The sequence below is a fragment of the Snodgrassella sp. M0110 genome (assembly GCF_016101465.1).
GTDB lineage: Bacteria > Pseudomonadota > Gammaproteobacteria > Burkholderiales > Neisseriaceae > Snodgrassella > Snodgrassella alvi.
In genome coordinates this window covers 122,952-149,002 of the sequence record NZ_JACFQM010000005.1, presented here as the reverse complement: position 1 = coordinate 149,002, position 26,051 = coordinate 122,952, and the positions used below count along the sequence as shown (strand labels likewise).

General features: G+C 43.5%; 26 protein-coding genes and 1 riboswitch. Of the genes, 11 read left to right on the top strand and 15 right to left on the bottom strand.

The features are described 5' to 3' along the window. Nucleotides 1-24: 24 nt before the first annotated feature. The 5 genes from H3T84_RS08535 to H3T84_RS08515 all read left to right on the top strand — a co-directional run bounded on the left by H3T84_RS08535 (nt 25) and on the right by H3T84_RS08515 (nt 5,056). The gene (locus tag H3T84_RS08535) at nt 25-675 is read left to right on the top strand and encodes an SCO family protein (protein ID WP_198218854.1); all 651 of its coding nucleotides are present in this window, start codon (nt 25-27) and stop codon (nt 673-675) included. 102 nt (nt 676-777) lie between these two features. Beyond that, nucleotides 778-1,431 carry an ATP phosphoribosyltransferase gene (hisG, locus tag H3T84_RS08530; protein ID WP_198218853.1) on the top strand — a complete coding sequence of 218 codons (654 nt, stop codon included), beginning with the start codon at nt 778-780 and terminating at the stop codon, nt 1,429-1,431. Between the two features lie 29 nt (nt 1,432-1,460). Further along, nucleotides 1,461-2,942, top strand: coding sequence for an NYN domain-containing protein (locus tag H3T84_RS12505; protein WP_198218852.1), 1,482 nt, complete (start codon nt 1,461-1,463; stop codon nt 2,940-2,942). A gap of 48 nt (nt 2,943-2,990) precedes the next feature. Next, nucleotides 2,991-4,280 carry a histidinol dehydrogenase gene (hisD, locus tag H3T84_RS08520; RefSeq protein WP_198218851.1) on the top strand — a complete coding sequence of 430 codons (1,290 nt, stop codon included), beginning with the start codon at nt 2,991-2,993 and terminating at the stop codon, nt 4,278-4,280. Between the two features lie 389 nt (nt 4,281-4,669). Beyond that, a complete protein-coding gene (locus H3T84_RS08515; protein ID WP_198218850.1) occupies nt 4,670-5,056 on the top strand; it encodes a VOC family protein in 387 nt (128 codons plus the stop codon). Nucleotides 5,057-5,456: 400 nt separating this feature from the next. Here H3T84_RS08515 and H3T84_RS08510 read toward each other — a convergent pair whose 3' ends face one another. The 6 genes from H3T84_RS08510 to queF form a co-directional block, all read right to left on the bottom strand. Further along, entirely contained in the window at nt 5,457-5,651 is a 195-nt protein-coding gene (locus H3T84_RS08510) for a hypothetical protein (protein WP_198218849.1), read from the bottom strand. Nucleotides 5,652-5,965: 314 nt separating this feature from the next. After that, nucleotides 5,966-7,336, bottom strand: a complete 1,371-nt coding sequence (gene purB, locus H3T84_RS08505; RefSeq protein WP_198218848.1) for an adenylosuccinate lyase — start codon at nt 7,334-7,336, stop codon at nt 5,966-5,968. A 114-nt stretch (nt 7,337-7,450) separates the two neighbouring features. After that, on the bottom strand, nt 7,451-8,212 hold the full coding sequence (locus tag H3T84_RS08500; protein ID WP_100117254.1) for a glycosyltransferase family 2 protein: 762 nt from the start codon (nt 8,210-8,212) through the stop codon (nt 7,451-7,453). A gap of 63 nt (nt 8,213-8,275) precedes the next feature. Next, nucleotides 8,276-9,380, bottom strand: a protein-coding gene (gene prfB, locus H3T84_RS08495) for a peptide chain release factor 2 (protein WP_096766013.1) whose coding sequence is annotated in 2 segments (ribosomal slippage) — nt 8,276-9,298 and nt 9,300-9,380 — 1,104 coding nt in all. Because the reading frame shifts where the segments join, the coding sequence is not laid out codon by codon here. 130 nt (nt 9,381-9,510) lie between these two features. Further along, the gene (locus H3T84_RS08490) at nt 9,511-10,170 is read right to left on the bottom strand and encodes a 7-cyano-7-deazaguanine/7-aminomethyl-7-deazaguanine transporter (RefSeq protein WP_025329683.1); all 660 of its coding nucleotides are present in this window, start codon (nt 10,168-10,170) and stop codon (nt 9,511-9,513) included. A gap of 100 nt (nt 10,171-10,270) precedes the next feature. Further along, entirely contained in the window at nt 10,271-10,741 is a 471-nt protein-coding gene (gene queF, locus H3T84_RS08485; RefSeq protein WP_025329682.1) for a preQ(1) synthase, read from the bottom strand. A 6-nt stretch (nt 10,742-10,747) separates the two neighbouring features. Next, nucleotides 10,748-10,792, bottom strand: a riboswitch (PreQ1 riboswitch). A gap of 270 nt (nt 10,793-11,062) precedes the next feature. Here queF and aroG point away from each other — a divergent pair. Next, nucleotides 11,063-12,118 carry a 3-deoxy-7-phosphoheptulonate synthase AroG gene (gene aroG, locus H3T84_RS08480; protein WP_174829654.1) on the top strand — a complete coding sequence of 352 codons (1,056 nt, stop codon included), beginning with the start codon at nt 11,063-11,065 and terminating at the stop codon, nt 12,116-12,118. 61 nt (nt 12,119-12,179) lie between these two features. On the opposite strand, the gene ftsX is transcribed toward aroG, so the two are convergent. Then, entirely contained in the window at nt 12,180-13,097 is a 918-nt protein-coding gene (gene ftsX / locus H3T84_RS08475) for a permease-like cell division protein FtsX (RefSeq protein ID WP_174829662.1), read from the bottom strand. Next, complete coding sequence (ftsE, locus tag H3T84_RS08470) at nt 13,088-13,741, bottom strand: cell division ATP-binding protein FtsE (protein WP_084585172.1); 654 nt, start codon at nt 13,739-13,741, stop codon at nt 13,088-13,090. Before ftsE ends, ftsX begins: the two co-directional genes overlap by 10 nt. Nucleotides 13,742-13,871: 130 nt before the next feature. Here ftsE and grxC point away from each other — a divergent pair, with 130 nt between their 5' ends. Both grxC and secB read left to right on the top strand, forming a co-directional pair. Next, on the top strand, nt 13,872-14,129 hold the full coding sequence (gene grxC / locus H3T84_RS08465) for a glutaredoxin 3 (protein ID WP_174832536.1): 258 nt from the start codon (nt 13,872-13,874) through the stop codon (nt 14,127-14,129). Nucleotides 14,130-14,215: 86 nt separating this feature from the next. Next, nucleotides 14,216-14,680: a protein-export chaperone SecB gene (secB, locus tag H3T84_RS08460; RefSeq protein WP_198218847.1), complete on the top strand. Its 465-nt coding sequence runs from the start codon at nt 14,216-14,218 to the stop codon at nt 14,678-14,680. A 95-nt stretch (nt 14,681-14,775) separates the two neighbouring features. On the opposite strand, the gene H3T84_RS08455 is transcribed toward secB, so the two are convergent. After that, nucleotides 14,776-16,068, bottom strand: coding sequence for an MFS transporter (locus H3T84_RS08455; protein ID WP_198218846.1), 1,293 nt, complete (start codon nt 16,066-16,068; stop codon nt 14,776-14,778). Between the two features lie 211 nt (nt 16,069-16,279). Here H3T84_RS08455 and H3T84_RS08450 point away from each other — a divergent pair, with 211 nt between their 5' ends. After that, entirely contained in the window at nt 16,280-17,299 is a 1,020-nt protein-coding gene (locus H3T84_RS08450; protein ID WP_037392416.1) for a sulfate ABC transporter substrate-binding protein, read from the top strand. Nucleotides 17,300-17,393: 94 nt separating this feature from the next. Here the strand turns inward: H3T84_RS08450 and cysI are convergent, their stop codons facing one another. Beyond that, nucleotides 17,394-19,163, bottom strand: a complete 1,770-nt coding sequence (cysI, locus tag H3T84_RS08445) for an assimilatory sulfite reductase (NADPH) hemoprotein subunit (protein ID WP_198218845.1) — start codon at nt 19,161-19,163, stop codon at nt 17,394-17,396. A gap of 166 nt (nt 19,164-19,329) precedes the next feature. On the opposite strand from cysI, the gene H3T84_RS08440 reads away from it, so the two are divergent. Next, a complete protein-coding gene (locus H3T84_RS08440; RefSeq protein WP_232346154.1) occupies nt 19,330-19,539 on the top strand; it encodes a DUF1653 domain-containing protein in 210 nt (69 codons plus the stop codon). An 80-nt stretch (nt 19,540-19,619) separates the two neighbouring features. Here the strand turns inward: H3T84_RS08440 and mnmE are convergent, their stop codons facing one another. Further along, a complete protein-coding gene (gene mnmE, locus H3T84_RS08435; RefSeq protein WP_198218844.1) occupies nt 19,620-20,996 on the bottom strand; it encodes a tRNA uridine-5-carboxymethylaminomethyl(34) synthesis GTPase MnmE in 1,377 nt (458 codons plus the stop codon). 72 nt (nt 20,997-21,068) lie between these two features. Beyond that, nucleotides 21,069-21,395 carry an FKBP-type peptidyl-prolyl cis-trans isomerase gene (locus H3T84_RS08430; protein ID WP_025329671.1) on the bottom strand — a complete coding sequence of 109 codons (327 nt, stop codon included), beginning with the start codon at nt 21,393-21,395 and terminating at the stop codon, nt 21,069-21,071. A gap of 103 nt (nt 21,396-21,498) precedes the next feature. On the opposite strand from H3T84_RS08430, the gene H3T84_RS08425 reads away from it, so the two are divergent. Further along, nucleotides 21,499-22,437, top strand: a complete 939-nt coding sequence (locus tag H3T84_RS08425) for a D-2-hydroxyacid dehydrogenase (RefSeq protein WP_174832531.1) — start codon at nt 21,499-21,501, stop codon at nt 22,435-22,437. Nucleotides 22,438-22,440: 3 nt separating this feature from the next. Here H3T84_RS08425 and H3T84_RS08420 read toward each other — a convergent pair whose 3' ends face one another. The 3 genes from H3T84_RS08420 to H3T84_RS08410 all read right to left on the bottom strand — a co-directional run bounded on the left by H3T84_RS08420 (nt 22,441) and on the right by H3T84_RS08410 (nt 26,014). Next, nucleotides 22,441-23,628, bottom strand: a complete 1,188-nt coding sequence (locus H3T84_RS08420; RefSeq protein WP_198218843.1) for a DUF2827 domain-containing protein — start codon at nt 23,626-23,628, stop codon at nt 22,441-22,443. Between the two features lie 106 nt (nt 23,629-23,734). Then, nucleotides 23,735-24,865 (bottom strand): DUF2827 domain-containing protein, encoded by a 1,131-nt coding sequence (locus H3T84_RS08415; protein WP_174832529.1) that lies wholly within the window; start codon nt 24,863-24,865, stop codon nt 23,735-23,737. Between the two features lie 3 nt (nt 24,866-24,868). Beyond that, entirely contained in the window at nt 24,869-26,014 is a 1,146-nt protein-coding gene (locus H3T84_RS08410; RefSeq protein ID WP_100117242.1) for a DUF2827 domain-containing protein, read from the bottom strand. Nucleotides 26,015-26,051: the final 37 nt, after the last annotated feature.

Here is a 26,051-nt window from a genome sequence, read left to right as displayed (position 1 = left end):
CGATTTTGTATTATTATTAAGTCTATGCGTAAAATACAAATACTTTTAGCTGTAACAACATATGCGACCGTATTAGGCGCTTGCCAGCCTCAGTCAGCTGCAACCAGTACGCAGCCTGCAAATGCTGATTCAGTCCGGTCGCAGCGCCAATACAATTTCGAGGGTAGCGATGTCCGCGATGCCGGTCTCGGCGGCAAAGATTTTTCTTTACTCAGTGCAAATGGTAAAACCGTACATTTGCGTGATTATCAGGGCAAGGTAGTTGCACTGGTATTCGGTTATACTCATTGCCCTGATGTTTGTCCAACCAATCTGCTTGCTTATGCGGATGCAATAAATCAGCTGGGTCAGCAGGGAAAGCAAGTACAGATATTATTCATTACAGTTGATCCTCAACGGGATACACCACAGGTTATGGAGACTTATGCACCAGCATTTAACCCTGATTTCATTGGTCTGACTGCAGACAACCAGCACCAAAAGGAGCTTAATGACGTTCTCAATCAGTATAAAATTGCTGTACATAAAGTAGCAGGTAATAATCCTGATGAATATTTACTGGATCATAGTACAGGTACATATTTAATTGACAAACAGGGATTTACTGTGGTTTACGAGCCACATAGCCAGACAGCGACACAATTGGCTCATGACATAAAACAATTACTGGATTAAAATTATTTAATTATTATTTTTATAATTTCTGCAAACTTATTTTTCTGCAAAAATAATTTATAGCTTAATAAGTTTGCTTTTATGTATACTATACTGACAAAAATGACTTCACAATTAACTATAGCGTTATCCAAAGGTCGTATTTATGAAGAAACACTGCCTTTACTTGCAGCAGCAGGAATTAATGCTATCGAAGATCCGGAACAGTCACGCAAACTGATTATTAATACTAATCACGACAATATCCGATTGATCATTGTTCGCGCAACAGATGTACCCACATATGTGCAATATGGAGCTGCTGATTTTGGAATTGCCGGAAAAGATGTTTTAATTGAACATAATGGCGATGGGTTATATCAGCCACTGGACTTGAATATTGCACGATGCAGAATGATGGTAGCCGTGCGCAACGGGTTTGATTATGCAGCAGCTTCGCAGCCCGGCTGCCGCTTACGTGTAGCCAGTAAATATCCTAATATTGCTGCTGAACACTTTGCCGGTAAGGGAGTACACATTGATTTAATTAAATTGTACGGTTCAATGGAGCTGGCACCATTGGTAGGTCTGGCCGATGCGATCGTTGATCTGGTTTCAACCGGAAATACATTAAAGGCAAACAACCTGCAGGCAGTAGAACATGTTGTGGATATTTCCAGCCGGCTGGTCGTAAATAAGGCGGCCTTAAAGCTGAAATATGCTGCTATACAACCAATTATTGATGTTTTTACCAATGCTAAAAATCATGAAATTTAATTTTTTTTTAATTAACAGGAATTCTATAGATGACTACGGAAAATTCGGCCAAACTGGCAGTACTTATTGATGCTGATAATGCTTCGGCCAGTATTGTTGAATCCTTACTGGAAGAAATTGCTAAATACGGTATTGCCAGTGTTAAACGCATTTACGGGGACTGGAGCAGCGGTCTGTCGAAATGGAAAGATGCACTACTACCGCATGCAATTACTCCCGTACAGCAATTTGCCTATACCAAAGGGAAAAATGCTACTGATATGGCCATGGTAATTGATGCCATGGACTTATTATACAGTAATACTTTTGATGGCTTCTGTATTGTATCCAGTGATAGTGATTTCACCCGTCTGGCTTCGCGTATCCGTGAGAATGGTCTGACTGTTTATGGTTTCGGACAGAAAAAAACGCCTGAATCTTTCCGTAAAGCATGTGACAAATTTATTTATACTGAAAATTTACTTAGCCATACCACTGTAGAAATCGGAGAAGATAAAACCCAGACACCGATTTTCCGCAATAAACGTAAAACACCGGCAGAACTGAAGCAGGATACAGCATTAATAAACCTGTTCCGCAATGCAGTGAAAGAACATGCAGATGATGATGGCTGGACATCATTAGGTGTTGTCGGTCAGTATATTAATAAAGTTAATTCTGATTTTGATGCACGTAATTATGGCTACACCAAGCTTTCTTATCTGATTAGTGCTATTGATATTTTTGAAACTCAGATGCATGGTAATCATTTATGGCTGCGTCTGAAAAAACGCAATAATAATCTTACGCCCAAAACAGAAAGCAAGCCTTATATATCAAATAATGAGCAGACAGCTTTCCAGCAAAATAATGATGCGCCACTGGTTATTACTATTCCCGCCGCGGGCACAGCTATGCCGGCGGAAAAGGTAAGTGTAACCATTGAACCGGAAGAAAAACAGGCAGAACCAGTACTGGTACAAATTGAAACACAAGTTCCGGAATTCACCAGTTATGATAAAAACCGGGAAAATCAGACTAAGCGTGGTCGTGGTCGTCCGCGTAAAGCAGTATTTGAAGCTGCAGTAACACCTGTTGAAAATAACCGTGGCCGTGGCCGCCCAGCCAAATCTGGGTTTAATAACCGCCCAACCAAATCTGGTCGTTCTTCCAATGAAATATCCGGCCAGCACCACTGGAACCGTCTGGTACCGATGGTACAGAAGGCTATTGAAAGAACCTGTGATATTGAAGGCTGGGCTACTGTCAGCTCAGTTGCCCGCGAACTGGTAACCAGTGATGGTGGCTTTAACGCCAAGGACTATGGTTTTGATAATGCCAATAATGCTATTTCAGCCATTAGCAGTGAATGGGTTGACAGCCGTAAAGCCGGTCGTGGCTTACGGGTACGGGTAGTGAAACCTTATGATGTTGAGGTGGATGGCAATACCATTCCGGCTCATGAGCTGGCAGCAAAATCAAAAACACCGGTTATCGATGAGGATGATGATAATTTCGGCAATAACTTTTAATTAATCATATCAGGATCAGGCAGCTCAGGCTGCCTGTAATACATAGGCATGAAATATATTTCTACCCAGGATGCTGACTTTAAAGCCAGGCTAACTGCTCTACAGGCATTTGAAACTGCGCAGGATCCGCAAGTGGATGCTGCAGTAGCTGCTATCTGTGCTGATGTACAGCAACGGGGTGATGCAGCTGTAATCGAATATACCAATCGTTTTGATCACACACAAGTTCAGTCTATGGCTAATCTGACATTAAGTCAGACAGATTTGGCCGCAGCATTTGCCCGTCTGCCGGCAGATGTGCAAAAAGCTTTACAAACAGCTGCCAAACGGATTGAAAGTTATCATCAGCATCAAAAGCAGCAGTCATGGCAATATGAAGATGAAAATGGCACCTTACTAGGACAACAAATCACCGCTCTGGATCGCGTTGGTATTTATGTACCTGGTGGTAAAGCTGCTTATCCAAGCTCAGTGATGATGAATGCTATACCGGCTCATGTAGCCGGTGTCGCTGAAATTGTCATGGTTGTACCAATGCCTTTCGGAGAGAGAAATGATATTGTTCTGGCAGCAGCTTATGTAGCCGGAGTAACTCAAGTCTTTACTATTGGTGGTGCACAGGCTATAGCAGCTTTAGCTTATGGAACACAAAGTATTGCTCAGGTTGATAAAATTACTGGGCCCGGCAATGCTTATGTTGCAGCAGCCAAAAGGCGGGTATTTGGTGTAGTCGGTATTGATATGGTTGCCGGTCCCAGTGAAATTCTGGTGATTGCAGACGGCACTACTCCGGCCAAATGGGTTGCTATGGATTTATTCAGTCAGGCTGAGCATGATGAAATTGCACAGGCTATACTGATCACAACCAATGCAGACTATGCTCATGAAGTGGAAGCCTGGATGGAGGAGTTACTGGCACAGATGCCGCGTAAAGATATCATTGAAGCTTCTCTGACTAATCGCGGAGCTATTATTCAGGCACAGAATCTGGATGAGGCCTGTGATATTGCCAATTATCTGGCACCTGAGCATCTGGAGCTTTCGGTAGCAGATCCGCAAAAATGGGCACCAAAAATCCGGCATGCCGGAGCTATTTTTATGGGGCAATATACTAGTGAAAGTCTGGGAGATTATTGTGCCGGCCCCAATCATGTATTACCTACCAGCCGTACTGCACGCTTTGCCTCTCCGCTGGGTGTATACGATTTCCAAAAACGCAGTAGTCTGATTCAGGTTTCTGCTGAGGGTGCTCGACAATTAGGACAAATTGCCAGTATTCTGGCTCATGGTGAAGGCCTGACTGCACACGCAAGGTCTGCAGAAATGCGTATGGAATAAAATTTTTATTCACAGGTGCCAATGTATCAATAGGATTGGCACTTTTATTTATGTTTGTGGCTGACTATTTCATACAGATTTTAATCTATTTCTGGAATCTGTATTTAATCTGAACACAGACGAAATGAAAATACAAATTTTATTAATAATACAATAATAATTTCTATCAACTGTTACAACAGTAAACAATCTTCTAATAAAAACACCAGCATATTTTGTATTTTTATATGCTAAATGTCTTCAGATTTCAAAATCATAATACTAAAAATTCAAACAATTCTTTGTAAGTGTTATTTTTTTTCTCTATTGACAAACTCAGGTGAACTGGATTTATACTGAATTATCAATTCACTGCTATTCCAGTTTTATTTTATAGTAAGGAGTTAATAATGCAGATTAAAAGACTGGATCATCTGGTATTAACTGTTAAAGATATTCAAGCCTCCTGCACTTTTTATGCTGATGTACTTGAAATGCAGGTAAGTACATTTGCAGATAATCGTACTGCTTTGCATTTTGGTCAGATGAAGATTAATTTACATCAGCAAGGCCATGAATTTGAACCTAAAGCACAACACCCTACTCCCGGTTCAGCCGACTTGTGCTTTATTGTAGAACAGACACTGGATGAAGTAATGGCTATTTTACATCAGCATAATATTCCATTAGAACTAGAACCAACTTCCCGTACCGGAGCTTGTGGAAAAATTACTTCGATTTATATTCGTGATCCGGATAATAACTTGATTGAGTTATCAAATTATCCAAATCAATAATCCTATTCTGATAATCTGAGACAGATTAAAAATAATATATCAGTTAAATGATGGATTTATTTTATTACAGTTAAAATAAATCTGCCGAAAATAACAAAAAGCTTTAAACAGATTTCTGGCAGCTATATATCATTAATATTTTTATATTACTATTATTTAATATAATCAATCATATAAAACCAAATTTTATAAACTGCTTAGTAATATTGATTATTTGTCAAAATAAAATAAATTTTCAATCTGAATAAAAAATAAGTCATTTTTGTTATGTTAATCTATTACTGGTAGTTATACAGTTTAATTTAGTCAGTAACTAACCATTTACATAGATAAATGAAAAAGCCAACAATTAATCAGGTTGTTATAAAATAAACAACCTGATTAATTTGATAAAGCAGGCTTAATTTGTCTGAATATCAAGAGAGATATTACCCGCTGAATCATTTGAGCAACGACCAGAGCTATCAGGATAAGACCCGTCTGTACATTTTACACGATACCTAACTGACTCATTATAATGATCGTGATCATCAAACAGACAACCGGTTAAAGCAAACGTGCTGAATAAAAATGTTACTGTTAATAATTTTTTCATGATGTTTCCTTTTATAAAATATATCTTTTTATTTAATTAATTGCCATGCAAGCCAATTATAATTCAACTGATTAAATTTTATTTATATTATTTTATATATTTTATCACAAATATACAAAATTATTTTTTTTGATCTATCCATAGTCTATCTGCACATGAACAGCACTATCTAAAATATCTGCTGGCTACATTAGTTATTTTGCATATAATTTTTGAATTCATTTAATCAATTAATTACGAATATAACCTGATATTTAATTATGTTCAAACAAAGAGAAAGAAAATAGCTATTTTCTCTTTGTTGATAATTGTATTCAGATTCGTTCTGCAAGCTCCTGAGCCTTGCCTACATATAATGCAGGAGTAAGCGCCAGTAACTGTGCTTTTGCTGTGTCAGGAATAGCCAGCTGATTAATAAATGCTTGCAGACTTTCTGGGGTAATTCCATGCTTACCACGGGTAAGTTCTTTAAGTTGCTCATACGGGTTAGCTATCCCATAGCGGCGCATTACTGTCTGAATCGGCTCAGCCAGCAGCTCCCATGTTACATCCAGATCTGCGGCAAATGCAGCAGAATTGATTTCCAGTTTATTCAGACCACGCAAATGCGCTGTCAGTCCCAATATAGTGTAACCGAAGCCTGTCCCCATATTACGCAATACAGTACTATCAGTTAAATCGCGCTGCCAGCGGGATACTGGCAGTTTTTCAGCAAGGAAACCCAGCACAGCATTGGCCATACCCAGATTACCTTCTGAATTTTCAAAATCAATCGGATTGACTTTGTGTGGCATAGTAGAAGAACCAACTTCTCCGGCTTTAACTTTCTGCCGAAAATAACCAATAGAGATATAACCCCAGATATCACGGTTAAAGTCAATCAGAATGGTGTTTATACGACTAATCGTCTGGAAAAATTCCGCCATATAATCATGTGGTTCAATCTGAATAGTATAGGGGTTAAAGGTCAGCCCCAGATTATATTCGACAAAACGACGGCAATGTCCTTCCCAGTCTATATCGGGATAGGCAACCAGATGCGCGTTGTAATTACCCACAGCTCCATTGATTTTGCCCAAAAACTGCTGTTGCCGGACTGATTCCATTTGTCTTTGCAGACGAGCCACGACATTGGCGATTTCTTTACCCAATGTACTGGGAGTCGCAGGCTGTCCGTGGGTGCGGCACATCATAGGCAAAGCAGCATGAGTATGCGCCAGATTGCGCAATACGGTTATCAGCTCAGTAAGCTTAGGCAGCAGTACTTCATCACGTGCCTGTTTCAGCATCAGAGCATGTGAAAGATTATTGATATCCTCACTGGTACAGGAAAAATGAATGAATTCACTGACTGCCATAACTTCAGGCACATTGGCAAAACGCTGTTTCAGCCAGTATTCAATAGCTTTCACATCATGATTAGTTGTGGCTTCTATGGCTTTAACTGCTTCCGCATCTGCTATTGAAAATTCAGCAATAACACGATCAATTTCTGCAATGGTGGCCGGACTGAATGGCGGAACTTCACTAATTCCAGCTTCGGCTGCCAGTGCTTTCAGCCAGCCAAGCTCAACCTGTACACGAGCATGCATCAGACCATATTCAGAAAAAATCGGGCGCAAATCAGCCACAGACGATGCATAGCGCCCATCCAACGGAGACAGGGCATATAACGGATTTATCATGTTTCTTCTACTTCCAGAGTTATCAAAAGACAATTTTCAGTTAATCCAAAGTTTCAGTATTAACCGGTTCATCAGTAAAAAACTGTAGTGCCTGCTTTCCCGGTTTCGGATAATTCAGTATCTGACGCAAATCATGCAAACGGTGCACAATAGTCTGAGTAACAGCATTGGCTTGCTGCAACGCAGACTCATCACAATCAGAATGTATCTGTCCGAACAGCATCGAATCCAGCAGTTTACATACATACTGTCATGACCATAAAAATTGACACCGATGTCGGTCATGCCGGCTTTATCAAAAAGGGTAGCGACCATGCAGCTTTCTATTGTCGCCAGACCAAGTGCACCATCTTCCCCGCCCAGCTGCCGAAACAACGAGTCAGCCGGAAAACCACCACAGGCAAGAAAATAGGCACGGTTAAAAACAGTATTGGTAGCGGTAATCATTTCAAATGTGCGCCAGGCCAGATTAAACTGTTCATGCTTACAGTATTTTTCCGGAATATTGTATCCGGTTACCGGCAGGCGCAATAAACCACTGTTCGGGAGAAAGTGAAATACAGCACATGCTGCCTGTAAGGCATAAGGCTGATAGGCATCATCGGCATCCAGAAAAGCAATGTGACTGCTGACAGACAGTAATGCCCCCCAGTTACGCGCTAGCGCAGGTCCGCGGTTAGAAGCTAGATATTCTGCACGAATTTTTTGCGGATAATGCTGTTGCCACTGTTGGATCAGGGTGGCGGTATTATCGGTGGAAGCGTCATCAACCAGCCACAGACAACCGAGCTCCGGCTGCACCAGCACACTTTCTACAGCCCGTCCCAGTGTATTTTCTGCGTTGTAGCAGGGAATAATGACATCAATACAATTCATGCTGCTACACACCTTAAAAAACCAAGGCTGTCTGAATGCATCAGACAGCCGCGTGACTTTTACTTAAACACCCTGTTTCAGACTGGCTTCAATAAAACCATCAAGGTCGCCATCCATAACTGCCTTGATATTGCCGACTTCATAGCCGGTACGCAAATCTTTAATGCGCGATGAATCGAATACATAAGAGCGTATCTGATGCCCCCAGCCCACATCATCTTTACTGGCTTCCAGATTCTGCTTTTCTTCATTACGCCGGCGCATTTCCAGCTCAAACAATTTTGCCTTAAGCATATTCATTGCTTCTTCGCGGTTACGGTGCTGAGAACGGTCATTCTGGCACTGCACCACAATACCGGTCGGTTCATGGGTAATACGTACAGCTGAGTCAGTTTTATTAATGTGCTGACCACCTGCTCCAGAAGCACGATAGGTATCAATACGCAAATCAGCCGGATTGATTTCAATTTCAAAGCTGTCATCGACTTCAGGATAGACAAATACCGATGCAAATGAAGTATGCCGTTTGTTATTTGAATCAAAAGGTGAATACCGTACCAGACGGTGAATACCGGTTTCAGTACGCAGCAATCCGTAGGCGTACTCTCCGTCCAGTTTAATGGTAGCACGATTCACACCGGCAATTTCGCCTTCATCTTCTTCAAGTATTTCTACTTTAAAGCCTTTGCGTTCACCATAACGCACGTACATGCGCAACAGCATCCCAGCCCAGTCTTCCGCCTCTGTACCGCCGGCACCGGCAACAATATCTATGAAGCAGTTATTGACATCGGCAGGCTGATTAAACATACGTTTGAATTCAAGCTGTGCCAGTTCATCCTGTAAAGCGGTAATATCTGCCTGAACGGCTTCAAAACCGTCTGTATCATTTTCCTCCACAGCCATCTGCAGCAGCATCCGGTTATCTTCGATACCGCTGTGCAGATGATCCAGTGTGAGTACGATGCCCTCCAGCACTTTGCGTTCTTTACCGACTTCCTGAGCTTTTTTCGGATCGTTCCACAACTCAGGATCTTCTGACAGACCAATTACTTCTTCGAGGCGGTCTTTTTTGCCAGCGTAGTCAAAGATACCTCCGTAAATCGTGACTACGGGATGCCATATCATCCAGAATATTATTTAATTGATTAATCTGCTCCGCTTCCATGATGTTCTCTTAGCCATGTATTTGAAAATAGGCGCGTATTATAACAGAAGCCGGTGTGTCAATCAGGCCGCTTTTAAGCGGCCTGATGATAAAGAATAAATTGTAATCAGATGTTGATTGATAATTCTTTTTACCCGTTTACGGTACGTGGTGCCAAAGCAGTTAGTTTGTATAATAAATAGCGCAGTACGATGCCATAAGTAGGCAGGAAAAACAGAGCGGCAACGCTGATTTTGAACGCATAATCGGTCAGGGAAATCTGTAACCAGTTCTCGGCCATAAATGCATCCGGCGAATGGTAAAACGCAACAGCAAAAAACAGCAATGTATCTACAGCACTGCCTAAAACAGCAGAAGCACTGGGAGCAGGCCACCAGCGCCGGCACTGCCGCAGCCGGTTAAATACCAGAATATCCATCAGTTGACCGACCACATAGGCTGTAAAACTGGCCAGGGCAATGCGGGCAACAAATAAATCAAAATGGCTTAATGCCGCCCAGCCCATCCAGTGCCCGTCCTGAAACAGGACAGAAATGGCATAAGAAAACAGTAATGATGGCAGCATTACCCAGAAAATGATTCGGCGCGCCAGACCTGAACCAAAAATTCTTACCGTTAAATCAGTGGTAAGAAAAATAAACGGAAAGGTAAAAGCACCCCAGGTATTGTGTAATCCAAATAAAGTAAAGGGAAACTGTACCAGATAATTACTGGCTACGATTACCAGCATGTGCCAGAACGTCAGCCAGCGCAATGCCTTATAGCGTTGCGCATCAGAAAATTCATACATATTTATTCCTATCAGTTGTATCGGTAACTGCGCCAGGCAGTAAAACTGCCCGGATGATGTAAACCGGCAGTCTGAGATACTTGTGTCATTTTAAGAAGACTTATTTCACCTGAAACTGAAGTAATCGCTGTGCAGCCATATCGCTATAGCGTGTATCAGGCTCACCATAATTGGCATATGGATGGATGGCGATGCCGCCACGCGGTGTAAATTCACCATATACCTCAATGTATTTAGGCTGCATCAAGGCAATCAGATCTTTCATGATGATATTGACACAATCTTCATGAAAATCACCATGATTGCGGAAACTAAACAGATACAGTTTTAACGATTTACTTTCTACCATACGCAAACGCGGTAAATAATTGATATAAATGGTAGCAAAGTCCGGCTGGCCGGTTTTCGGGCACAGGCTGGTGAATTCAGGACAGATAAATTTAACGAAATAATCGTTATCAGGGTGTTGATTGTCGAAGGCTTCCAGCAGCTCCGGGGCATAATCACTACGGTATTCCGTATGCTGATTACCCAGCAGGCTCACCGTGCCCAGATTATTTTGCGCACGCATATATTTGATTTCCTAGTTTTTTTATGTGGGAGGTTTACGAACCACAGGGTGGGCGATTGTACCTGAAATTTGTCTGAAATCAAAACTATATCAGTAAAATCCTCTCTATTCCGTAAAGACAATATAATGGTTATTATTAGTATATTATTCCGAGAATTTATAAAAAATCATCATAAAAAATAATTAAATGTTATTTAAATCCGAATTTAAGCAAGAATATATCTTTGCCAAAGTTTTGTCCTTGCTTTTTAAGCATATTCATTATAGCCTGATGGATAAATCACGAAAAATTTAAAATAATAGAGTCAGACAGGAATTACTATGAATCAGGTAGCATCCCGCCCAATTGATGATGTCAGAATTAAAGAAATTAAGGAACTGTTGCCACCCATTGCTCATTTATACGAATTGCCCATTACAGAGCAGGCCTCTGAGGTAGTACACAATACACGCCATGCTATTGCGGATCTGGTACATGGCAAGGATAAACGTCTACTGGTGATTATCGGTCCGTGTTCTATCCATGATCCGGCAGCTGCTATTGAATACGCTAAGCGTCTGAATGTATTACGTGAAAAATATGCACAAGAATTATTGATTGTTATGCGGGTTTACTTTGAAAAACCGCGTACTACGGTAGGCTGGAAAGGATTTATTAACGATCCGCATATTGATGGTTCCTATGATATTAACTATGGTTTGCGTCTGGCACGTAAACTGCTGCTGGAATTAAACAATATGGGGATGCCGGCAGCCACCGAATTTCTGGACATGATTACTCCGCAGTATTTTGCCGACCTAATTTCATGGGGAGCAATCGGTGCCCGTACAACCGAAAGTCAGGTACACCGCGAGCTGGCCTCAGGTTTAAGCTGTCCGGTAGGTTTCAAAAATGGTACTGACGGCAATCTGAAAATTGCTATTGATGCCATTGGTGCTTCCAGCCATCCGCATCATTTTCTTTCAGTAACCAAGGCTGGCCATTCGGCCATTGTACGCACCAGCGGTAATCCTGACTGCCACATCATTCTGCGTGGTGGTAAAGAACCTAATTACAGCCATGAATATGTACAGGCAGCGGTAAATGAACTGAACAAAAATCAGGTTACTCCTAATCTGATGATCGATTGCAGCCATGCCAACAGCCGCAAGGATTACCGCCGGCAAATGGAAGTAGCACAGGATATTGCCGCACAGATTCAGGCAGGTGAACAGCACATTATGGGTGTAATGGTAGAAAGTAATTTGATGGCCGGACGACAGGATAACCCAGAAAATTACGGTCAGAGTATTACCGATGCCTGTATTGGCTGGGAAGAAACAGAAACTATGCTTGCCTTACTGGCACAGGCTGCACAGGCACGTCAGCAAAAGTAAACAGTATCGACACTAATATATGATACCTTAAAATTATCCCCGCTATTTGGGGGGATAATTTTTACCGTACTGATTTAAAGCTAAGTAAATGCTGACGTGTAGCCAGCCATGCGCCCAGCATACCCAATCCGCAGACCATTAGCAAAATAGCCAGCACTTCCCATAGGTTGAAAAAACGCCAGACAACATGCACACCATATGGCTGTAAAATCGCACTGAGTAAAGGCTGAGTCTGATAGTTAAGCCAATAACACAAACCAATGCTGATTGCCGCAGCCAGCAGACTCTGCCAGATAGCCAGATACAGGAACGGCCGGCGGATAAATGATGCCGGAGCGCCCAGCAGTTTGGTAATTTCGATTTCTTCCCGATGACTGAGAATCTGTAACCGGATAGTATTGTAAGCAACCAGGGCGAAAGCCAGCCCCAGTGTAATAGCCAGAAACCACAACAATTTATGGACAAACTGATTAATCTGATACAGCGTCTGCATCCACTCAGCGTCCATTTTCACGCTTTCAACCATGGGTAATTGTTCAAACTGAGTCTGTAATGCAGCCAGCTCGTCCGGCGAATCTGCCTGTGGCGTAACCGTAAATGCATCCGGCAGAGGGTTACTGTCAAGCATTGAAACCAAATCCTGATTACCCATGCTGCGCTGCAACTCTTCCAGCCCTTGCTGTTTACTCACAAATACTACTTTTTGAAGTTGTTTATTGGCCTTTAAGGCTTCTTCAACGGTGTGATTATCACTGGCAGTGGCATTAATCTGCATATAAAGTGTCATGGTAGGCACTTCATTCATCTGTCCCAGTACCTGCTGACCGCTCTGTACTCCTAGATACAGAGCCAGCGGTAAAGTCATGGCAATGGCCAGCATGCATAAAATCAGCAGGGTAGCCACTGGCTGACGCAATAGCTGGCGTAAGGCCTTACCTGCCGCTTCTTTATGCAGTGAAATAAACTGGTTCATGCGTATAACCTGCCTTCCTGCAAACGGATAATACGATGCCCGTAGTCTGCCATTAGTGTTTCATCATGTGCTGCTACCATAACTGTCGTACCGGCCTCATGAAATGTTTTAAACAGCTCCATAATATCCAGTGCATAGGCTCTGTCCAGATTGGCAGACGGTTCATCTGCAATCAGCAGTCCCGGCTGATGTACCACAGCCCGCGCAATACACAACCGCTGCTGCTCACCACCGGACAAAGTAATCGGATCGGCCAGTTCGCGCCCGCTCAGACCAACTTTTTCAATCGCTATCCGCGCCCTCCGTTCAGCCTGTTTACGTTCATAACCGGTGATACGCAGAGGTAACATCACATTTTGCAACACATTGCGGTCAAATAATAATTTATGATCCTGAAAAACGATACCGATATGCTGACGCAAATAACCGAGCTGGTTATCATTTAGCCGCCCCAAATCCTGATTATTCAGCCAGACCTTGCCCTTAGTAGGTTTAACAATACCGCTTATCAGTTTAAGAATTGTTGACTTACCTGCACCGGAATGGCCTGCAATAAAAATCATTTCACCTTTGTTGATAGAAAAACTTAAGTTTTTCAGCGCAGTAAAACCGCCCGGATACGTTTTCGAAACCTGTTCAAAACGAATCATCTTTATATGTCCGTTTGTTATATAAGTATTGTTCGATTATACCGCAGCATACGCTCAAAGAAAGCCTGCACCTATCCAGTATCGCAAGTTCGCGGTATGCTTATACCTGTCCGTAAATAAGGAAACTGCAATGCAACCGATTACCATGTATACCACTGGGGTATGCCCTTATTGCCAGATGGCCAAAGCATTACTCAAACAAAAAGGTGTAACCGATATCAATGAAATCCGCGTTGATACCGATGCGCAAATCCGAGAGCAGATGATGCAGCGTACCGGTCGCAGGACTGTTCCGCAGATTTATATCGGAGAGGTACATGTCGGCGGCTTTGATGATTTGAATGCTTTGAATCAAGCAGGTAAACTAGACGCTCTGCTCGCAGGTTAAGCACGTACTATCTTTTTTCACTTTTCATCCGGTACAACCAGATGAAATCTGCAATATTAATTATATTCCTTCGTTGAAAGAACAACATGAACAAAAATGAAAAAGCATCAGAACAAACCTCACAACAACCGGTATTCAGCATTGAAAAAATTTATCTGAAAGATTTGTCACTGGAAGTACCGCATGCACCACAGATATTTCTGGAAAGCGGAGAGCCACAAATTGAATTGCGTGTTACTTCTAATTCTGAAAAACTGGAAGATGAATTTTATAATGTGACAGTAACCGTTACCGTTACTGCAAAAATGACTGAAGAACGTGTACTGTTCCTGAATGAAGTAGCACAAAGCGGTATCTTCCGCATTGCCAACATTCCAGAAAAAGATGTAGAACTGTTGCTGGCTGTAGCTGCTCCGAATATTCTGTTTCCTTATGCACGCGAAACAGTATCTAATACCATTACACGTTCCGGCTTCCCGCCGGTAATGCTGGCTCCGATCAATTTCGAAGCCATGTATCAGGCTGAACAGGCTAACGCCGGCAACGCCTGATATAGAATCATAGATAAAAAGCTGCTTTATCCGGATGCAATATATACTTGCGGATAAAGCAGCTTTTTTATATCTGTTACTATGCAGCTACAGCATTACCGGTAACGGTGTTGAAATACTCCGGCAGCCAGTATACCTACTACACATAAAGGCAGAATATAATACATTGCACCAATCGGACTAAAACGACTTAACCACTGCACCAGAGGTAAGGTTAAACCGCCGACAATAGCGTAAGCCACATTGTAGGAAAAAGAAATCCCTGTAAACCGTATAGCCGGCGGAAACATTCGTATCATGGCTGCTGAAACAATACCGGCCACACCAGCCGCCAGCCCCAGCAATAAATACAGAACAAAAATCAGGCTATCACTGTATTTGCCCAATGCCGGATAAAATAACGCTGTCATTACACCTGTAAACACAATTCCGCCTATTAGTACCCGTCCGGTACCCAGCCGATCAGCCAGCAAACCATAAATCACACAGCCAAGCATTTGCATCACAATAGCCATACTCTGCATTTCAAATGCCTGCGTACTGGAAAATCCGAAACTGCCGGTTAATAACTGCGGCATAGCCAGCAAAATCACCACAATACAGCCAGTCAGAAACCAGGTAAGCAGCATGCCGACAGATACAGCAGTTTTATGTTTAGAAACCAGAACTTTAACCGGCATTTCCGTTACCAGCTCCTTGCGTTGCTGCATTGCTTTGAAAACCGGCGTTTCATGCAGATAGCTGCGTAAATACAGAGTCAGCAGCCCAAACAGCCCGCCAATAATAAAAGGTATGCGCCATGCTCCGTTCAGAATAGCTTCACTACTGAAAAGTTTTGCCATACCCAGCGCAATCAGAGAGCCCAGTAATATTCCCAGCGACAACCCGCCTGTGAGAAAACCATTTGCCATACCAATACGTTTTTCAGGTACATGTTCAGACACAAAAGTCCAGGCTGCCGGAATTTCTCCGCCAATAGCCACACCCTGTATCATGCGTAATACTAATAGCAGTATAGGGGCTGCATAGCCGATATTAGCAAAAGTAGGCATCAGCCCCAGACACAACGTAGGTAAAGCCATCATCATAATAGACAACGCAAACAAACGTTTGCGTCCAAATAAATCACCAAAATGCGCCATCACAATACCGCCCAACGGACGAAACAGATAACCGGCAGCAAAAATTCCGTAAGTATTTAGCAGCGCCCAGAATGGATTTAAACCTGCCGGAAAAAACAGTTCAGACAGCACTTTGGCATAAAAAACATAAATGACAAAATCATAAAATTCCAGTGCCCCGCCAAAGGATGACAGCATCAGCGTACGCACATCTTCCCGTGTTAACAGTTTTTTTTCAGCTGCAACATCTGCATTCCGGCTCTTCATGTAACTTTCTCAATTAAACAGATAAAAAAATTAAAAGCGGTTTATAACAGCCTAAGCCAACTTTTTCAAATTCACAGCTCTTACTACTTCCATTCCATCTGATTATCAGACTGCTATCTTGCTTTTGGTTATAAAGAAACAAAAAAACAGTATTTCCGTACCCGAACCAGCATTGCTACATTAAAACATCGTCTAAAACCTATTTTCCGGCATGAATATATTCTGGCGCTACGGTCTGCTGGCAGCAATAATTGCAGGTCTGACATCTTGCGATAACAACTCCGGCAGCAGAGCAACTCTGCTGAACGCTTCTTACGATGCTACACGTGAATTGTATCAGCACTACAATACTGATTTTGAAAACTACTGGTATCAGCAAACCGGTCAGAAAGTGCACATCCGCCAGTCCAACGGAGGTTCCGGCAAACAAGCCATTGCCGTGCAAAATGGTCTTAAAGCCGATGTGGTGACACTGGCGCTGGCCGGAGACATCAATGCTCTGAACCGTGGCAAAAAAACATTACTGCAACCGGACTGGCAGCAGCGTTTACCCCATAACAGTACCCCCTATACCTCTACCATTGTTTTTCTGGTGCGTAAGGGCAATCCCAAACATATCCGTGACTGGGGAGATCTGATTCATAACAATGTTCAGATTATCACACCTAATCCTAAAACATCCGGTGGTGCACGCTGGAATTTTCTGGCTGCATGGGCTTGGGCGAAGCATCAGCCAAACGGTAGTGATGCCAGTGCTCAGGCATATCTGCAAGCTTTACTCCGGCATGTACCCATGATGGATACCGGAGCACGTGCCGCTACCATCACCTTTACCCACCGCCAGCTCGGCGATGTATTACTGGCATGGGAAAATGAGGCCAGATTGGCACTTAAACAGTCTCCTGACGAATTCGAAATCGTCACGCCGTCACTTTCAATTTTATGTGAACCGCCGGTAGCCGTTGTTGACAGTAATGTTCTTACCCCGGATAAACGCCGGCTGGCCACTGCCTATCTGCAATATTTGTATAGCGACAGTGCCCAACGTCTGATAGCACAAAGTTATTTCAGACCGGTGAATCCAAAAATCATGGCAGAATACCGGCACCAGTTTCCCAGCCTGCAACTGGTGACCATTGATAAAGAATTTGGTGGCTGGAAAGAAGCTCAACAACGCTTTTTCAGTGATGGCGGTATATTTGATCAGATTTATGCCAATCAGCAGCCGTAATCTGACACCATAGATACAAAATAGTCCGAACCTGTTATCAGGTATCCGGACTATTTAATTAAATCACAGAAATTTCTCTTTTCTGATTAATCATTTACGCTGAAACTTTATCTGCATCCCAGAAATCTACTGCGGCATCTACTACCGGTTTAACAATACCGGTACGAATAGCAAAATCACCAAAATCCTCAGCATTATTACGCTCCTGTGCCCAGCGCGCAATCCAATCCTGCAAGATAGCCAGCACTTCATCAACTGTAATATTCTCGCTGAACAAACGCGGAATACGCGTGCCAGCCCGGTTACCGCCAACGTACAGATTATAACGGCCGACTGCTTTGCCAATCAGCCCGATTTCGGCCAGTAACGCACGGCCGCAGTTATTCGGACAACCGGTTACCCGCAGAATAATATGCTCCTTAGACAAACCATATTGCGCCATAAGCGCATCGACCTGATCAATGAAACCGGATAAAAACCGTTCAGATTCAGCCATCGCCAGCGGACAGGTTGGAAAAGCCACACAGGCCATACTGTTTTTACGCTGTTCCGTGATTTCATCGTCAATGAGTTTATATTTACGGGCAATCCGTTCAATTTCATCCTTATCTTCAGCATGCACACCGGCAATAATCACATTCTGATTGGCTGTCAGGCGGAAATCGCCTTTATGAATTCTGGCTAATTCACGCATACCGGTTTTCAGCGGCCGGTCAGGATAGTCAAGTAAACGGCCGTTTTCAATAAATAAGGTCAGATGCCAGCGTTCGTCTTCCCCTTGTACCCAACCAATGCGATCACCGCGTTCAGTGAGTTCATAAGGGCGACTGGCAGCAAATTTAAAACCCTGCCGGCGCTCAACCTCCTCTTTAAATACTTCTGCGCCTACACGCTGCAAAGTGTAACGTGTACGTGCATTTTTGCGATCACTGCGATTACCCCAGTCGCGCTGGGTAGTAACCACAGCCTCAGCACACCGCACTGCCTGCTCTACCGGAATAAAACCAAAATCCTTAGCAGTATTCGGGAACGTACGCTGATTACCATGATCAATAGACAGCCCGCCGCCTACCAGTACATTAAAACCAACAAGATGACCGCCCTCACCAATAGCGACAAAATTCAAATCATTAGCATGTAAATCCACATCATTCAGTGGGGGAATAACCAGTGCAGTTTTAAATTTACGTGGCAAATAAGTCTTACCGTTGATCGGTTCGACCACATCATTACTCACACCATCTGACAATGGTGCAGCCGGTTCTGAACTAAGCACCTTTTCACCATCCAGCCAGATATCAGCATAAGCATGTGTTCGCGGCAGTAAATGCTCAGAAATCTTACACGCCCACTCATAGGCTTCACGATGCAAGCTACTTTCAATCGGGTTACTGGTGCACAACACATTACGATTAATATCACCGGCGGTAGCAATTGAATCCAGACCGAGCTGATGCAGCCACTGATGCATCGGTTTAATATCAGGTTTCAGCACACCATGAAACTGAAAGGTCTGGCGTGTAGTCAGACGAATACTGCCATAAAGTGTATGTGCAGTAGCAAATTCATCAATTCCCAGCCATTGTTTCGGGGTAATAATTCCGCCGGGCAGACGGCAGCGCATCATTACATTTTTCAACGGTTCCAGTCTGGCTGCCTGTCGCTGAGCACGGACATCACGGTCATCCTGCTCATACATACCATGAAAACGAATCAGCTGAAAATCATCACCATTAAACCCGCCGGTAATCCCGTCATGTAAATCGGCAGCAATCTGCCCGTATAAATAATTACTTTCACCTTTCAGCCGTTCATTATCGGCCAATGGTGCATCTGGCATTTTGGCTCGCGGGTCATTATTCATTTACAGTATTCCTTAATATGGCATCTTGTTATAATTCATTCAAACCATTGTATAATTAATCGGCTTTCAGCCAAAAGAATACCGAGTTGTAATTAAAGAGATTTTAGTTATAACACCTCTGACAGCCGGCGCTCTCCGGCTGTATCTGACTATGCAGGAAATATCTATGCAACGAGGCATTTATCAGCACTATAAAGGCAGGCTTTATCAGGTTACCGGTACAGCGCGCCACAGTGAAACCGAAGAAGAACTGGTTATTTACCAGTGCCTGTACGGTGATTATTCAACCTGGGTGCGTCCCAAAAGCATGTTTAATGAAACCATAAGCGTTGACGGACAACCAGTGCCAAGATTTGCTTTAATACAGCCTCTTTAACCACTAAAACAAAAAAGCACTAACTATCCGTTAAAAGTGATAGTTAGTGCTTTCATTTAGTAGTAATAACTGTGTAAAATTTATTTACCGATACAAAAACGGCTGAATATAACGCCCAGCAAATCATCGGCACTGAATTCACCAGTAATCTCATTCAATGCATTCTGCGCCAGACGCAAATGCTCTGCAAACAATTCAATCTGATTTTCCTGACACATACTGGCATTTAACAGCTCCTCTTTGGCCTGTTCAAGTGCCTGAATGTGGCGTGTTCGTGCCAGAAAAAGCCCTTCACTTTCACCCTGCCAGCCTACCTGCTGCAATAAAGCCTGACGCAATAAGTCCAGCCCTTCACCGGTTCTGGCCGACAAAGCAATGACCTGACCGGCATCCGTGAATGCCCGCAATTTTCCCGTTTCACGTGAAACACAGCTGGCTGCTTCTCCTGTTAAATCAATCTTGTTGTGTACTTCGATTTTGTGCAAACTGGCCGGTAACTGCGCCAGAATTGCCGCAGTAGTGGCATTGAGTCCTTCACGCTGGTCAATCAATATCAGCGCTACATCTGCCTGCTGTACAGCCTGCTGACTGCGCTCAATACCAATACGTTCAACCACATCTTCTGTTTCACGCAGACCGGCTGTATCAATAATATGGACAGGTACCCCGTCCAGAGTAATCTGTTCCCTTACTGTATCCCTGGTTGTACCGGCGATATCAGTAACAATGGCTATATCGTCGCCAGCCAGTGCATTAAGCAGGCTTGATTTACCCACATTAGGTGCGCCTACCAGCACCACATTCATTCCTTCACGCAGTAGTGCGCCTTGCTGTGCATGCTGTAATACCTTGTCCAGACAGTCACGTAACTGCTTAAGCTTGCCACTTGCATCTGCGGCCTGAAGAAAATCGATGTCCTCCTCCGGAAAATCCAGAGTTGCCTCTACCAGCATACGCAAAGTAATCAGATCATCAACCAGCCGGTGAATTTCTTCAGAAAAAGCACCCTTCAAACTGCGTACCGCCATCCGTGCGGCAGACTGACTGGAAGCATCAATCAAATCAGCCACACTTTCAGCCTGCGCCAGATCCAGCTTATTATTTAAAAAGGCACGTTTAGTAAATTCACCTGGCTCTGCCAGCCGCGCACCCAATTGCAAACAGCGCTGCAATAGCATCTGCAACACCACTGGTCCGCCATGCCCCTGCAACTCAATTACATCTTCACCGGTAAAGCTGGCCGGCTCTGCAAAATACAACAACAGACCATTATCAATAACCGCATCCTGCGCATCAACAAAATCGGTATACATCACTTTGCGCGGCACCGGTGTTTTTCCACCACTTAATTTTTGTGCCAGAGACAACAGATTTTTACCGGATAAACGTACTACGCCTACGCCACCACGTCCCGGAGCAGTCGCAATAGCAGCAATAGTCGGATTAGTTTCCATCATCAGAATCCCTGCTTATTAAAACAGTTCAGGCAGCCTGAAACAGCTGCCTGAGCAAAATCAGCGTGCAACAGCTTAATCATCAACCTGCAACAATTCCACATCAAAAATCAGAGTGGCATTAGGCGGAATCACACCACCCGCACCCCGGCTGCCATAAGCCATATGCGGCGGAATAGTCAGCTTGCGTTTGCCGCCTACCTTCATACCATTAAATCCTTCATCCCAGCCGGCAATAACCATACCCGCACCCAGAGTAAATGTTAACGGCTGCTGACGGGTAACACTGGAATCAAACACCGTACCGTCTTCCAGCATACCAGTATAATGTACCGTAATTTCCTTACCCTTTTGAGCTTCCGTACCCGTACCCTGCTGCAAATCTTCAATCACCAGATCCATATTCATTCATCCTTGATTAATAAATTAGCGTACACTGTAACACAGACATTCAACCCATGCATGTTATTGTCCATAGCAGGCTTTTCAATTAACAGGAGATAATATGACTACCAGCGAAATCGTTTTTCTGGACCGTGCAACCCTGCCTGAATATCCGTTTAACTTCAAATTTCCTCATCACATTACCAGCTATAGCCATACCAACCCGGATGAAGTAGCCGGCCGGATTGCTCAGGCAAATATTGTTATATCCAATAAAGTGCGAATTAATGCTGAAGCTATTCGCAATAGTCCACAATTACAATTAATTGCAGTTCCGGCTACCGGTCTGGATCACATTGACCGGCAGACAGCACAACAACACAATGTCGGTATTCGTAATGTTCGCGGTTATGGAAACGATACGGTTGCCGAACATGCCATGATGCTGATTCTGGCACTGATGCGTCAGTTACCTGCTTATCAGCGCGATGTCGCTGCCGGCTTATGGGAAAACAGCCCTTTTTTCTGCCATTTCGGTGCACCTATACATGATTTGAACGGCAAAACTCTGGGAATTTTCGGGAAGGGCGGTATCGGACAGGCTTTAGCTGCACGGGCGCAGGCATTCGGAATGCATGTTCTCTGGGGAGAACACAAAAACGCCAGCAGTTGCCGGGATGGCTATACCCCATTTACCCAGCTATTACAACAAGCTGATGTGGTTTCCCTGCATTGCCCGCTGAATGAACAAACCCGCAATATGATTGATGAAGCGGAATTAAAAATGATGAAGCCACAAGCCGTACTGATTAATGTCGGACGAGGTGGTCTGGTTGCAGAACAGCCACTGGTTGCGGCTTTGAAATATGGTCAGTTAGGAGGAGCAGGCGTAGATGTACTTAGCGAGGAACCACCGGTACATGGCAATCCGTTACTGCGAGCTCACCTGCCTAACCTGATTATTACCCCGCATATAGCATGGGGCAGCGAAGAAGCCATACAGCGTATCTGCACCATGCTGGAGGATAATATCAATACCTTTATGCAGGAAAATAAATAGCAATTAGCGTAGTGGTCTGGCTTTCAGTTCTGTCAGTAACGCAGAATAGCTGGCCACTAAATCAGTATTATCCGGCAGAAAGCGGGCAATCTGCCGCCGCTGCTCATCTATATAATGAGCTGAGTTATCAGCATGCTCATTCATCGCGGATAGCAACTGTTTAGCACCCGCTTGCACATCATTACCCTGATAATAATAGCCAAGATCAGAAATCAGTTCAGCATTATGAATCAAAGGATATCCCTGCCAGCACACTTCCAGATAGAAATAATTTAGCGGATTTTCCCATTGATGCGATATTACCGCATCTGTATTGGTTGCCAGAAATGTCGGTGTATCATAACGCCCCAGAAATACTGATTTGTGCTTTTTCACAATATCCAGCTGATTCATTAGCGCAATGAATTCCATGGATTTCTGCGCCATCGGCAAAGCATTACAAACCTGCAGAATATCAATAGATTCCGGTTTGTCACGATAGACTATTTCAGCAATCAGAATCGGATACAGACAGAATTTAACTACATCGATATTCGGCTCCATAACCGATAAACGCCAGCCTTTACCGGATACCGGAACCTGCCATAAACCCTGAAAAGGCATAGCTGCGGTTTTCTGATTCAGGAAGACCGGACTCCACACAAACGGTACGACACGTGCTTCGTGGCGGCGGAATATTTCAAAATAAGCCCGACTGCAATTGGCTACCTGCGGAATCATCCAGATATCATCATAACGCTGATTAATAAACAGGTTGGCCCCGCCCATATTGCGGGCAAACAAAACCGACTCCATCATATGGATATATTCAAAACCGCAGCAGTAAGAAATCAGGTGTACACCCCGGTCTTTAATATAAGCTGTTTGTTCAGCACTAATCTGCCCGCCCAGTTCAATCAATACATCTATCTGATCCTTGACCTCGATAAAACTTTTGGTCGGCCATCTCTCCAAATCCCATGGTAAGCGTGAAGTAACCGGCACATCTGTTGTATTAGCCAGAACCACAGAATCTACATTAGGACAGTTTTTTAATGCTTCAGCAAGAAAAACAGCATTCTGTTTAATACCATTATTCCAAAGCGTTTCTTCAGGGTGACTCAGACCAATAGTAATTCCTATACGCAGGCGCGCAGCTCCGGTATCCTGAACATGGCCGGAACTCAAATTTGATGTATTAGATAAATTCATATTTTTTATGGAAATATTTCACTACCAACCGGTTTTATGTGTTTTATCAGCAGCAGCTTTTATGCAGGGACACATTAGACTAAAATATCGATCAATTTAAAATAATCTATACTTTAAACAGAGATTTCAGTGCTTCAGTATAACAGCGCACATTACTTTCTGCCTCCGGATCCAGAGTTGCCAGAAAAGCTGCTGCTTTTTCGCGATAACCGGCAAGATTTTCATCGTGCATCTTATACGCATCTGCCAGTTCCTGCCCGCCTTCTTCGCAATCAAAATCATGGTAGCGATACCCGCAATCACCAATCAGATGCGAATTATGAATCAGCGGATAACCGCCATATAAAGCTTCATAATAAAGATAATTCTGCGCATTTTCCCACTGATGACAAACAATAGCTTCACAGTAGCGTGATACAACCTGCCAGATAGGATAACGGCCTTCAAACGATGCCAGACCATGACGAATAATATTTAGACTCTGGGCAAATAGATTAAAAGCATTCTGCTCTTTCAGATTCAGAGTATTACAAACATAGATATGTTCAATAAAATCCGGATTCAGACGATGCGCATTTTCACAGACCAGCATAGGTATATAACTGGTTTTTACCATACACATATTCGGCTCAAACATACCAATACGCCAGCGTCTGCGGCCAGGCTGATATCCGAACTTCTCATTTTCCGGCAGTCTTTCACAAGCCTTATTCAGAATAACCGGACTCCACAAATGCGGCATAATTCTGACCGGAGTACGAAAAGTACTGGCAAAATAGGGCATACAGCTTTTCTCGTACTCAGGTAATGTCCATACCTCATCATATGGTGCACCTGTAATCAGTAATGCAGAAGGTTTATTGAACAGCATGCGTTCAATATCAATCACATAATCATTACCTACCCGCATACTGACTACTTTACCACCCTGTGCCTTGAAACTTATCATCCACTCTTTGGACAGCTGAGCACTCATTTCAATCATGACATCCAGTTGATCCATAGCACTGGCCATGTCAATTACAGGTACTGGTGAATCCTTCAGAAAATTCATTGCGTCCTGCATGTCACCGTCACCGGAACCGGCAACCAACACAGTATTACTGACAACCGGTGATTTTTGTAACAGCATCGCCAGAAACAGACAATTCTGAAAAATACCGTTTTCCCACAGCGACTGTGCTCCTTTACGCACATAAATTGAAACACCGATACGAAGTGAAGACACCGACGACATGAGTTAATTCCTTAATAATTCCGGACGATCAGCACACAGATTAGTTAATAATTGTGCATGAGCAGCGATATTGGCTTCTGTCAGAGGTGAAGTGGCCTTAAACAAAGCCTGAGAAGCCTGCCGCTGACTGCCCAGATTTTCCTCATGATGCTGCCAGGCATGAATAAGCAGTCTGCCTGCCTCTGCAGCATTAAAATCCGGATAATAATAGCCAGCACCAAACTCTTTTAACCAAGGTGAATTATGAATCAGTGGATAATCACCATACAGTGCATCCAGATACAAATAATTCTGATCATTGCACCATTGATGCGAAACCACCGCATTGGCATGCTGCGCCATAAATCCGGCAATATCATGGCGGCCGTAAAAACACGCTTTATGATCTTTTACCAGATTCAGTGAATTGGCCAGATACAGCATTGTCAGATGATCTTTCATATGCAGCGTATTGAGCACATGCATCATACCTATTGACTGCGGCTCTGCCCGATAGGCTTCATCACAGGCCAGCATCGGAATGGATGAAGTCTTCACCACTGAAATATTAGGCTCGAAAATAGCCACATTCAACGGTGTTTTAACACCATCCTGCAGATTATCGCGCCAGCCAAAATAGAAACCATGCTCAGCAATTTCCTGCTTACGTCTGGATACAAACAACGGATCCCACAAATAGGGCGTAACATGTACCGGACAACGGTACATTGTCCGCAACATCGGAATATAGCCCTTATCTTTAGGCAAAACCCATACTTCATCAGAACGGTCTACCGGCGGAAAACTGGTCGGTTTTTCAAAGACATTGTATTCTGCCAGACCAACATAAGGCTGACCAACACAATAAAATACCACTTTTTTCCCGCGGGCCCGCTGCAACGCCAGCCAGTGCGGACTTAATGCACCGGCCAGTTCAATAATGACATCAAAAGCATCTGTGGCTTCCTGTTCCGACATCAGATGCAAATCAAACAGACTTAAATCAATTTGCTCTGCCATTCCCGGCTGCCCGCCCACATTGATCAGATCAACTGCTTTAACAAACGGAATAGCCTTCAGGCTCTGAACCAAAAATATAATATTCTGACTCATGCCATTTTCCCAGATATTCTGATTGGCATGAGTAATAACAGAAATACCGATACGCATGTTAATCCGTATTCTTAGTAAAAATACAATTAGTGAT